The organism is Citrobacter sp. Cpo126, assembly GCF_030332445.1.
GTDB classification, from domain to species: Bacteria; Pseudomonadota; Gammaproteobacteria; order Enterobacterales; family Enterobacteriaceae; genus Citrobacter; species Citrobacter portucalensis.
Window position 1 is genome coordinate 86501 of record NZ_JAOWHT010000043.1, and the last position, 12239, is coordinate 98739.

General features: G+C 53.1%; 10 protein-coding genes. All 10 read left to right on the forward strand.

What is annotated here, in order from left to right; translation table 11 throughout:
* Positions 1–126: 126 nt before the first annotated feature.
* The 10 genes from ndk (at position 127) to OGY17_RS21030 (ending at position 12190) form a co-directional block, all read left to right on the forward strand.
* Complete coding sequence (ndk, locus tag OGY17_RS20985) at positions 127–558, forward strand: nucleoside-diphosphate kinase (protein WP_003037710.1); 432 nt, start codon at positions 127–129, stop codon at positions 556–558.
* Positions 559–809: 251 nt separating this feature from the next.
* Positions 810–1976 carry a dual-specificity RNA methyltransferase RlmN gene (gene rlmN, locus OGY17_RS20990; RefSeq protein ID WP_008785455.1) on the forward strand — a complete coding sequence of 389 codons (1167 nt, stop codon included), beginning with the start codon at positions 810–812 and terminating at the stop codon, positions 1974–1976.
* Positions 1977–2259: 283 nt separating this feature from the next.
* On the forward strand, positions 2260–3258 hold the full coding sequence (gene rodZ, locus OGY17_RS20995; RefSeq protein WP_008785454.1) for a cytoskeleton protein RodZ: 999 nt from the start codon (positions 2260–2262) through the stop codon (positions 3256–3258).
* 26 nt (positions 3259–3284) lie between these two features.
* The gene (gene ispG, locus OGY17_RS21000) at positions 3285–4403 is read left to right on the forward strand and encodes a flavodoxin-dependent (E)-4-hydroxy-3-methylbut-2-enyl-diphosphate synthase (RefSeq protein WP_003037720.1); all 1119 of its coding nucleotides are present in this window, start codon (positions 3285–3287) and stop codon (positions 4401–4403) included.
* A gap of 110 nt (positions 4404–4513) precedes the next feature.
* Positions 4514–5788, forward strand: a complete 1275-nt coding sequence (gene hisS, locus OGY17_RS21005; RefSeq protein WP_003835173.1) for a histidine--tRNA ligase — start codon at positions 4514–4516, stop codon at positions 5786–5788.
* Between the two features lie 13 nt (positions 5789–5801).
* Positions 5802–6422 (forward strand): YfgM family protein, encoded by a 621-nt coding sequence (locus OGY17_RS21010; protein WP_003835172.1) that lies wholly within the window; start codon positions 5802–5804, stop codon positions 6420–6422.
* 10 nt (positions 6423–6432) lie between these two features.
* Positions 6433–7611 (forward strand): outer membrane protein assembly factor BamB, encoded by a 1179-nt coding sequence (gene bamB, locus OGY17_RS21015; RefSeq protein ID WP_191215504.1) that lies wholly within the window; start codon positions 6433–6435, stop codon positions 7609–7611.
* Positions 7612–7729: 118 nt separating this feature from the next.
* Positions 7730–9202, forward strand: coding sequence for a ribosome biogenesis GTPase Der (gene der / locus OGY17_RS21020; RefSeq protein ID WP_003835168.1), 1473 nt, complete (start codon positions 7730–7732; stop codon positions 9200–9202).
* A 300-nt stretch (positions 9203–9502) separates the two neighbouring features.
* Positions 9503–11044, forward strand: coding sequence for a peptide MFS transporter (locus OGY17_RS21025; protein ID WP_048225012.1), 1542 nt, complete (start codon positions 9503–9505; stop codon positions 11042–11044).
* Between the two features lie 63 nt (positions 11045–11107).
* Entirely contained in the window at positions 11108–12190 is a 1083-nt protein-coding gene (locus tag OGY17_RS21030; protein ID WP_153753962.1) for a Gfo/Idh/MocA family oxidoreductase, read from the forward strand.
* The last annotated feature ends 49 nt before the right edge of the window (positions 12191–12239 follow it).

The following is a 12239-nucleotide window of genomic DNA, read 5'->3' on the forward strand; positions in this document are numbered from 1 at the left end:
CTAAAATTCATCTTATTTTAAAGAAATGTTACCTTCATCAATAGTCAATTGCCGGGATGCTCTTTATAATCCGCGCCAGGTCGTACATCTATATAGACAACAACAGAACACATTACAGAGGTTATCATGGCTATTGAACGTACTTTTTCCATCATCAAACCAAACGCGGTGGCAAAAAACGTTATTGGGAGCATCTTTGCGCGCTTTGAAGCAGCAGGGTTCAAAATTGTCGGCACTAAAATGCTGCACCTGACCGTTGAGCAGGCACGTGGCTTCTATGCTGAGCACGATGGCAAACCGTTCTTTGACGGTCTGGTTGAATTCATGACCTCCGGTCCGATCGTTGTTTCTGTTCTGGAAAGCGAAAATGCCGTACAGCGTCATCGCGATCTGCTGGGCGCAACCAACCCGGCGAATGCGCTGGCCGGTACTCTGCGTGCAGACTATGCTGACAGCTTCACCGAGAACGGTACTCACGGTTCCGACTCCGTTGAGTCAGCGGCGCGCGAAATCGCCTATTTCTTTGGTGAAGGTGAGGTTTGCCCGCGCACTCGCTAATAAGCTCGTGGGGTAGGCAGGATAAGCATTTGCGCATCCGGCTCTGCTTTGCCTGATGGCGATGCTGATGCGTCTTATCAGGCCTACGATCTTCCTTTACATATTATTTTCGCTAATGCTTCGTGCAAACGTGGCATCCCTGCGCCAGACTTTGTACAATGCAACGCCCCGGAAGAGCAGATCGCTTGCCGGGGCGTTTCTTTTTAACCCTCCACGGGCCACAACGTGTAACAACGAGGCCGGAAAAAATTATGTCTGAATTAGTTAACACCTCTGAAGTCGTCATTCCTGCGGTTCCAAATAAAAATGGAAAAATTAACCTGCTGGATCTGAACCGTCAGCAAATGCGCGAATTCTTCAAAGAGATGGGCGAAAAACCGTTTCGTGCCGATCAGGTCATGAAGTGGATGTACCACTATTGCAGCGACAACTTTGATGACATGACTGACATCAACAAGGTGCTGCGTAACAAGCTGAAAGAAGTGGCTGAAATTCGCGCCCCGGAAGTGGTGGAAGAGCAGCGTTCTTCTGACGGTACGATCAAATGGGCTATCGCGGTTGGCGATCAGCGCGTTGAAACGGTGTATATCCCGGAAGACGATCGTGCGACCCTGTGTGTTTCTTCACAGGTCGGGTGCGCATTAGAGTGTAAATTCTGCTCTACGGCGCAACAGGGCTTTAACCGTAACCTGCGGGTATCGGAGATCATTGGTCAGGTCTGGCGCGCGGCGAAGATCGTCGGTGCGGTGAAGGCTACGGGCGTGCGTCCTATTACCAACGTGGTGATGATGGGGATGGGCGAGCCGCTGCTCAACCTGACCAACGTGGTTCCGGCGATGGAAATCATGCTCGATGACTTCGGTTTTGGGCTGTCCAAGCGTCGCGTCACGCTCTCCACCTCAGGTGTTGTCCCTGCGCTGGATAAGCTGGGTGATATGATTGACGTCGCGCTGGCGATTTCTCTGCATGCGCCGAACGATGAAATTCGTGACGAAATTGTACCTATCAACAAAAAGTACAATATCGAAACATTCCTTGGCGCGGTTCGTCGTTATCTGGAGAAGTCCAACGCTAACCAAGGTCGTGTAACCATTGAGTATGTGATGTTAGATCACATCAATGATGGCACTGAACACGCGCATCAGCTGGCAGAACTGCTGAAAGATACTCCGTGTAAGATCAACCTGATCCCGTGGAACCCGTTCCCGGGCGCGCCGTATGGCCGTAGTTCTAACAGCCGTATCGATCGTTTCTCCAAAGTGTTGATGAGCTATGGTTTCACTACCATCGTGCGTAAAACACGTGGTGATGACATCGATGCAGCCTGCGGTCAGCTGGCGGGCGACGTTATCGACCGTACCAAGCGTACTCTGCGTAAGCGTATGCAGGGCGACGCTATCGAGATTAAGACCGTTTGATGTTGGCGCACTACGGTATAATTCCTGTACCGTAGTGCAACGTAAGCCATATGAGGTTTTTTGTTGTCGTCGTCAGGTCAATAATAACGGTGCGTTTTTGTCGACTTTAAGGCAGTATGTAACGGCGTAACAAGTGTTTAGCCCTCAGGTTTACGCCGTTTTGTCATTGATAGTCTGACCGTTTTATACTGTCTGACGATGGTTAACTGACCAGATGTTTCGCGGTGTGGGTGAGCATTGTGGCTCGCCGGCATCAGAACCCAAATTTACGCAGCTGTAGCGAATGAATACTGAAGCCACGCACGACAAAAATGAAACACTATCCACCGGCGTTCGTCTGCGCAATGCCCGTGAACAACTCGGATTCAGCCAGCAGGCAGTCGCGGAGCGACTTTGCCTGAAGGTCTCCACGGTACGCGATATTGAAGAGGATAAGGCGCCAGCCGATCTTGCTTCAACATTCCTGCGCGGGTATATCCGTTCTTATGCGCGTCTGGTGCATATTCCTGAAGAAGAACTGTTGCCAGGGCTGGAAAAACAGGCTCCGATTCGACCAGCTAAGGTCGCACCGATGCAGAGCTTCTCGCTCGGTAAGCGTCGTAAGAAACGTGACGGCTGGTTAATGACCTTTACCTGGCTGGTACTGTTTGTCGTTGTCGGACTGACAGGCGCCTGGTGGTGGCAGAACCATAAAGCGCAGCAGGAAGAGATCACCACCATGGCCGATCAATCCTCTGCTGAGCTGAATGCCGGTAAAGAGGGTGCGCAGAACGTACCGTTAGATACCAGCGCAGCAGCAGGGCAGGATACCCCTCCGGCTCCTGACGATGGTGCGGTAGCGGACGCAGCGCCAACGCCAGACGTTGCTGCGACCCCGGCACCCGCCGCTGATGCGCAACAGAACGCCGTTGTTGCCCCATCTCAGGCTAACGTCGATACCGCAACCGCAGCGCCAACAGCGCCAGCTACAGCGGCTCCTCTGCCGACCGATCAGGCAGGTGTGACTACACCTGTAGCCGATCCTAACGCGCTGGTGATGAACTTTACCGCCGATTGCTGGCTGGAAGTAACCGATGCGACCGGTAAAAAACTGTTCAGTGGGATGCAGCGTAAAGACGGCAATCTAAACCTGACCGGTCAAGCGCCGTACAAACTGAAAATTGGCGCCCCGGCGGCAGTGCAGATTCAGTTCCAGGGTAAACCTGTCGATCTGAGTCGTTTTATCAGAACTAACCAGGTTGCGCGTCTGACCGTTAATGCCGAACAATCACCGGCTCAGTAACAGACGGCAATGCGGGAGATTTTTTAATGCATAACCAGGCTCCAATTCAACGTAGAAAATCGACACGCATTTACGTTGGGAACGTGCCGATTGGCGATGGTGCGCCCATCGCCGTACAGTCTATGACTAACACGCGTACCACGGATGTGGAAGCGACGGTTAATCAGATTAAAGCGCTGGAACGCGTAGGCGCAGACATTGTTCGTGTCTCCGTACCGACAATGGATGCCGCAGAAGCGTTCAAGCTTATCAAACAGCAGGTTAACGTCCCGCTGGTTGCCGATATTCACTTCGACTATCGTATCGCGCTGAAGGTGGCGGAATACGGTGTTGATTGCCTGCGTATTAACCCTGGTAATATCGGTAGTGAAGAGCGTATTCGCATGGTGGTGGATTGCGCTCGTGATAAAAATATTCCAATCCGTATCGGCGTCAACGCCGGATCGTTGGAAAAAGATCTGCAGGAAAAATACGGCGAACCGACGCCGCAGGCGCTGCTGGAATCCGCTATGCGCCATGTGGATCACCTCGATCGTCTGAACTTCGATCAATTCAAAGTCAGCGTTAAAGCATCTGACGTTTTCCTCGCCGTAGAATCCTATCGCCTGCTGGCGAAACAGATCGATCAACCGCTGCATCTGGGGATCACCGAAGCCGGTGGCCTGCGTAGTGGTTCGGTGAAGTCCGCGATCGGCCTTGGCCTGCTGTTATCTGAAGGGATCGGCGATACGCTGCGTGTTTCTCTGGCAGCCGATCCGGTGGAAGAGATCAAAGTGGGTTTCGATATCCTGAAATCGCTGCGTATTCGCGCGCGCGGGATCAACTTCATCGCTTGCCCAACCTGTTCGCGTCAGGAGTTTGACGTTATTGGTACGGTTAACGCGCTGGAGCAACGCCTGGAAGATATCATTACGCCAATGGACGTTTCGATCATCGGCTGCGTGGTAAACGGTCCTGGTGAAGCGCTGGTTTCTACGCTGGGCGTGACGGGCGGTAACAAGAAAAGCGGCCTGTATGAAGACGGCGTGCGTAAGGACAGACTCGATAACGACGACATGATTACGCAGCTTGAAGCCCGCATCCGCGCTAAAGCGAGTATTCTGGACGAAGCGCGTCGTATCGACGTGCAGCAGCTTGAAAAATAACAACGTGATGGGAAGCGGCGTGCTTCCCGTGTATGATTGAACCCGCATGGCGCCCGCATTGTTCGGGTTAGCGCTGAGGGTTCATTTTTATATTCATAAAGAGAATAAACGTGGCAAAAAACATTCAAGCCATTCGCGGCATGAACGATTATCTGCCTGGCGAAACCGCCATCTGGCAGCGCATTGAAGGCACTCTCAAAAACGTGCTCGGTAGCTACGGTTACAGTGAAATCCGCTTGCCGATTGTAGAGCAGACCCCGTTATTCAAACGCGCGATCGGTGAAGTCACCGACGTGGTTGAAAAAGAGATGTATACCTTTGAGGACCGTAATGGCGACAGCCTGACGTTGCGTCCTGAAGGGACTGCGGGCTGCGTACGCGCCGGCATCGAACATGGTCTCCTGTACAATCAGGAACAGCGTCTGTGGTATATCGGGCCGATGTTCCGCCACGAACGTCCGCAGAAAGGACGCTATCGTCAATTCCATCAGCTGGGTGTCGAAGTATTTGGCCTGCAAGGCCCGGACATCGATGCGGAGCTGATTATGCTGACCGCTCGCTGGTGGCGCGCGCTGGGTATTTCTCAGCATGTTAGCCTTGAGCTGAACTCAATCGGTTCGCTTGAAGCCCGCGCTAACTACCGTGATGCGCTGGTCGCCTACCTGGAACTGCACAAAGAGAAACTGGACGAAGACTGCAAGCGTCGTATGTACACCAATCCGCTGCGCGTTCTCGACTCTAAAAACCCGGAAGTACAGGCGCTGCTCAACGACGCGCCTGCACTGGGCGACTATCTTGATGACGACTCTCGCGAGCACTTCGCGGGCTTGTGCAAACTGCTGGAATCCGCAGGCATTGCCTACACCGTCAATCAGCGTCTGGTTCGTGGTCTTGATTACTACAACCGCACCGTATTTGAGTGGGTTACCAGCAGCCTGGGCTCTCAGGGCACCGTGTGTGCCGGTGGTCGTTACGACGGTCTGGTAGAGCAACTTGGCGGTCGTGCAACGCCAGCCGTGGGCTTTGCTATGGGGCTGGAACGACTTGTTTTGTTAGTTCAGGCAGTTAATCCGGAATTTAACGCAGATCCTGTTGTCGATATATACCTGGTTGCTTCAGGGGCGGACACGCAGTCGGCGGCAATGACGCTTGCAGAACGTCTGCGCGATGAAGTTCCTGGTGTGAAACTGATGACAAACCACGGTGGCGGCAACTTTAAGAAACAGTTTGCCCGTGCCGATAAGTGGGGCGCCCGCGTTGCACTGGTACTGGGCGAGTCCGAAGTGGCTGACGGTACTGTTGTAGTGAAGGATTTGCGCTCTGGTGAGCAAACGGCAGTAGCGCAGGATAGCGTTGCCGCGCATTTGCGCACTTTACTGGGCTAAGGAGAAGGACAGCGTGGAAATTTACGAGAACGAACACGACCAGGTTGATGCGGTAAAACGCTTCTTTGCTGAAAACGGCAAGGCGCTGGCTGTTGGGATCATTTTAGGGGTTGGCGCGCTGGTTGGTTGGCGTTACTGGACCAGCCATCAGACGGAGTCCGCACGCTCTGCTTCTCTGGCATATCAAAATACGGTGACTGCGGTTAGCGCGGGTAAACCGGACAGCATTCCTGCCGCTGAGAAATTTGCTGCAGAGAATAAAAATACCTACGGCGCGCTAGCTTCACTGGAACTTGCGCAGCAGTTTGTTGACCAAAATGAACTTGAGAAAGCCGCAAGCCAACTGCAACAGGGCTTAGCTGCAACCAGCGATGAAAACCTCAAAGCGGTGATCAACCTGCGTCTGGCTCGTGTTCAGGTTCAGCTTAAACAAGCCGATACCGCGCTGAAAACGCTCGACACCATTAAAGGTGAAGGCTGGACGGCCATTGTTGCCGATCTGCGCGGTGAAGCGTTGCTGAGCAAAGGCGACAAACAAGGTGCGCGTAGCGCATGGGAAGCGGGCGTGAAAAGCGATGCCTCTCCTGCTCTGAGCGAAATGATGCAGATGAAAATCAATAATTTGTCCATCTGAGAGGGACCCGATGCAATTGCGTAAATTACTTCTGCCAGGGCTGCTTTCCGTTACCCTATTGAGCGGCTGTTCACTGTTTAGTGGCGAAGAAGATGTCGTTAAGATGTCCCCATTACCGGTGGTTGAGAACCAGTTTACTCCGTCTACGGACTGGAGCACCTCCGTAGGCAACGGTATTGGTGATTTCTATTCCAATCTTCATCCTGCGCTGGCGGATAACGTTGTCTATGCAGCCGATCGCGCTGGTGTAGTGAAAGCATTGAACGCAGGCGACGGTAAAGAAGTCTGGTCTGTGAATCTGGGTGAGAAAGACGGCTGGTTCTCCCGTGCATCTGCACAGCTTTCTGGCGGTGTAACCGTGTCCGGCGGACATGTTTACATTGGCAGCGAAAAAGCACAGGTTTATGCGTTGAATACCAGCGACGGTACCACCGCATGGCAGACGAAAGTCGCCGGTGAAGCGCTGTCTCGTCCTGTTGTGAGCGATGGCGTAGTTTTGATCCACACCAGCAACGGTCAGTTGCAGGCCTTGAACGAAGCTGATGGTGCTATCAAATGGACCGTTAACCTCGACATGCCTTCTCTGTCACTGCGCGGCGAATCTGCCCCAGCGACCGCCTTTGGCGCAGCTATTGTCGGCGGTGATAACGGTCGCGTGAGCGCCGTGCTGATGCAGCAAGGCCAGATGATTTGGCAGCAACGTATTTCTCAGGCGACAGGTCCAACGGAAATCGATCGTCTGAGCGACGTTGATACCACGCCGGTTATCGTCAATGGCGTTGTTTATGCGCTGGCTTATAATGGTAACCTGACGGCGCTGGATCTGCGCAGCGGTCAGATTATGTGGAAACGCGAACTGGGCTCGGTGAATGATTTTATCGTCGACGGCAACCGTATCTACCTGGTTGACCAGAACGACCGCGTACTGGCACTGACCACCGACGGCGGTGTGACGCTGTGGACGCAAAGCGATCTGCTACACCGTCTGCTGACGTCCCCGGTATTGTATAATGGCAATCTGGTCGTCGGTGATAGCGAAGGCTACCTGCACTGGATTAACGTTGACGATGGTCGTTTTGTTGCCCAGCAGAAAGTCGACAGCTCAGGTTTCCTGACCGAGCCGGTCTCTGCTGATGGTAAACTGCTGATCCAGGCGAAAGACGGTACGCTGTACTCTATTACGCGTTAATCGTCCCGGCCGCTCGCTTTGAAAAACGGCTCCTGGTGCAGGGGCCGTTTTACTGTTTTTAACAACGGGGCAAAAAATGTGCCCGTTGTCTGATGATTTTTTAAATGAGGCTTTAAACATGGTACCTGTGGTCGCGCTTGTCGGGCGCCCTAACGTTGGCAAATCCACGTTATTTAACCGTCTAACTCGCACCCGAGATGCGCTGGTTGCGGATTTCCCGGGTCTGACTCGTGACCGTAAGTACGGTCGTGCGGAAATTGAAGGCCGTGAGTTTATCTGCATTGATACCGGCGGTATTGATGGCACCGAAGACGGTGTTGAAACCCGTATGGCGGAACAGTCGCTGTTGGCTATCGAAGAAGCAGACGTTGTGCTGTTCATGGTGGATGCGCGTGCTGGCCTGATGCCAGCGGATGAAGCTATTGCTAAACACCTGCGTTCGCGCCAGAAACCGACGTTCCTGGTCGCCAACAAAACTGACGGACTCGATCCTGACCAGGCGGTTGTTGATTTCTACTCATTGGGTCTGGGTGAAATTTATCCGATTGCGGCGTCCCATGGTCGTGGTGTTCTCAGCCTGCTGGAGCATGTTCTGCTGCCGTGGATGGATGACGTTGCTCCTCAGGAAGAAGTGGATGAAGACGCAGAATACTGGGCGCAGCTTGAAGCCAAAGAAAACGGCGAAGAAGAGCCTGAAGACGATTTCAACCCGCAGGATTTGCCGATTAAACTGGCAATCGTCGGCCGTCCGAACGTAGGTAAGTCCACGCTTACTAACCGTATTCTCGGCGAAGACCGCGTGGTGGTTTACGACATGCCGGGAACCACGCGTGACAGTATTTATATTCCGATGCAGCGCGATGAACGCGAATATGTGCTCATCGATACCGCGGGTGTGCGTAAGCGCGGCAAAATTACCGAAGCGGTAGAAAAATTCTCAGTAATCAAAACGCTGCAGGCAATTGAAGATGCCAACGTGGTGATGCTGGTGATTGACGCGCGTGAAGGGATTTCCGATCAGGACCTGTCGCTGCTGGGCTTTATTCTCAATAGTGGGCGCTCACTTGTTATCGTTGTGAACAAGTGGGATGGTCTGACGCAGGAAGTAAAAGAGCAGGTCAAAGAGACGCTGGACTTCCGTCTGGGCTTTATTGATTTTGCGCGCGTACACTTTATCTCAGCTCTGCACGGTAGCGGCGTGGGTAACCTGTTTGAATCGGTCCGTGAAGCATACGATAGCTCTACACGTCGCGTGAGCACCGCGATGCTGACGCGCATCATGACCATGGCAGTAGAAGATCATCAGCCGCCGCTGGTGCGTGGTCGTCGTGTGAAGCTGAAATATGCCCATGCCGGTGGTTATAACCCGCCAATCGTGGTGATTCACGGCAACCAGGTCAAAGACCTGCCGGATTCCTACAAGCGCTATCTGATGAACTATTTCCGCAAGTCTTTGGACGTAATGGGGACGCCGATCCGTATTCAGTTCAAAGAAGGGGAAAACCCGTTTGCGAACAAACGTAATACATTAACGCCGACTCAGATGCGTAAGCGTAAGCGTCTGATTAAGCACATCAAAAAAAGCAAGTAACTGTTGCTGATGCAGATAAAAACCCGCGCTTGTCGCGGGTTTTTTTTCGTCTGCCCATTGCTGATCTCCCCCTGTGTAAAGTCAATCACTATTCGTTTTTTGCCAAGTTTAAATCTAAGAAAGTAGACATTTGTCGAGTTTTCATCTTAAAGTCCGGGGGCTGGTACTAGACAAAACTAGCCTTAGGTTATCAAATGGTTAAATAACTTTTCGCCGCATGTAAAAAATCGGTCAGATACGTAACTGGCTGGCGTACATCGCGGTGTTTACACGCACGACGACATAACTTTCGGGAGAATTATGCAATCCTCTGTTAATCAAAAAGAAAGCCGAACTTTCTTCGGTCATCCTTACCCGCTCGGCTCGCTGTTCTTCACAGAGATGTGGGAGCGCTTCTCGTTTTACGGCATTCGCCCGTTACTGATCCTGTTTATGGCTGCTACCGTTTATGACGGCGGCATGGGGCTGGCGCGTGAAAATGCCTCGGCGATTGTGGGTATCTTTGCCGGTACGATGTATCTCGCCGCGTTGCCTGGTGGCTGGCTGGCGGATAACTGGCTCGGCCAACAGAAAGCGGTGTGGTACGGTTCCATTTTGATTGCGCTCGGTCACTTGTCGATCGCGCTCTCGGCCATTATGGGGAACAACCTGTTCTTTATCGGCCTGATGTTTATCGTGCTCGGTTCTGGTCTGTTTAAAACCTGTATCTCAGTGATGGTTGGCACGCTGTATAAAAAAGGCGATGCGCGTCGCGACGGCGGCTTCTCGCTGTTCTATATGGGCATCAATATGGGATCGTTTATCGCGCCGCTGATCTCCGGCTGGCTGATTAAATCCCACGGTTGGCACTGGGGCTTTGGCATCGGTGGTATCGGGATGCTGGTGGCATTGATCATCTTCCGCGTGTTTGCCGTTCCATCGATGAAACGTTATGACAGCGAAGTGGGTCTGGACTCAACCTGGAACAGCCCGGTAGTGAAACGTAATGGCGTGGGCGCGTGGCTGCTGGCGCTGGCCGTCGGCGTAGCTGTTATCGTTACGCTGATTGCGCAGGGCGTGATTGTGATAAATCCGGTCGCGGTTGCCAGCATACTGGTATACGTGATTGCAGCCTCCGTTGCCTTGTACTTTATCTACCTGTTCATCTTTGCCGGTTTGAACCGTAAAGAGCGCGCCAGACTGCTGGTCTGCTTTATCCTGCTGGTTTCCGCCGCGTTCTTCTGGTCTGCATTTGAGCAGAAGCCAACCTCATTCAACCTGTTCGCTAATGACTACACTAACCGTATGATCGGCGATTTTGAAATCCCGGCGGTCTGGTTCCAGTCGATAAACGCACTGTTTATCATTCTGCTGGCACCGGTATTCAGCTGGGCGTGGCCGAAACTGGCGAGCATGAATATTCGCCCGAGCAGCATCACCAAGTTCGTTATCGGTATTCTCTGTGCCGCTGCAGGCTTTGGTCTGATGATGCTGGCAGCGCAAAACGTTCTCAGTAACGGTGGCGCAGGCGTCTCCCCATTCTGGCTGGTGGGCAGTATCCTGATGCTGACGCTTGGTGAGTTGTGCCTGAGCCCGATCGGTCTGGCGACCATGACGCTGCTGGCTCCGGAAAGAATGCGCGGGCAGATGATGGGCCTGTGGTTCTGCGCCAGTGCGCTGGGTAACCTGGCCGCAGGTCTGATTGGTGGTCATGTTAAGGCCGACCAACTGGATATGCTGCCGGATCTCTTCGCTCGCTGCTCGATTGCGTTGCTTATCTGCGCCGCGGTACTGATCGTCCTCATTGTGCCGATCCGTCGCATGCTGGAGAATACGCAAACTAAACCGGCTACTAGCGCCTGATAACACCTCGATTGTGCCGGGGCAGACGTGATGTCCCGGCCAATTCATTTACGAGGTGAGAACATGCTGTTAGGGTTTGTTGGGCTTGGCGCAGTCGTTGAAACGGCATACTTGCCCGCATTGCGTAAACTTTACGGTGATTCCCTGTGCTGTGTGGGATTTGACCTGCAACCCGCAAAACAGCCCGCTGGTGTGACACGCTGTGCATCGCTCGCTGAACTTCTTGCAACACCGCTTGATACCCTGTTTATCACCACCGCATCCCTGCATCATCTCGATGTGCTTGAACAGGCGCTGGCCGCTCCCATCGCACGAATCGTGGTTGAAAAACCGATTGTTGCCACGCTTTCCCAAATTAAAAAACTGAAAACGCTGCTGGAGCAACCCGACGCTGCCGACCGTGTGCTGGCGCTCGACCACTGGATGGCGCGCAATGGCGCAATGCAGCTGGCATTGGGAAAACTCGGTGCGCAGTGGCAGGGCGATAACCCACAACAGGCACTTGTCTCTCACTTTTCAGACGTTGTTAAAATCGACGGTTTTTTGCAGGAGCCGAGCGGATATAACGCTACAGGAGAGCCGATCGCGCTCAACTTTGCCACTGGTGAGCCAGATACGCGTGAGCTTCGCCACCCGGACGGTGTGATTCTGGACATTGGCACACACGTACTGGCCATGCTGCGTGAAACAGTGCGTTACCTGGGCGGTAATGACAGCATGACCCTGCAGGTGAAGAGCGCTAAAGACCGTCTGGGACGTAACATCATCCAGGGTGACCTGACCACGGCTGAAGGAGAGGCGCATCTGCAAGGACTGATTAGCGGTGTACCGTTGGATATCTGGCTGAATAAATACGCGGGGCCTGCTGGCGGACAAAAAGGTCTGCGCCTTTATCTGCGTGATGGGCGTATCATCAGCTACGACCGACGGGGTGCCGACGATGTGCTCGAATTGATTGACGGTGATGTTGTGCAACGCTGGTGTCTGCCTGGTACGATTTATGCCCATTGTCTGGCGGAACATATTCTGGGGACGCAAAGTCTGTTTGAACGCAGCCCGCAGGAGGTGAGCCGCACGACGCAGCGCAGGCTGGATGAGGTAGAACGATTACTGATCCTACAGCAACAGTTGCGTGGTTCACACTAAGCGTATCATGGTAAAATTAGCGCAGAATTGAACGCCATTTAAAGGAGTC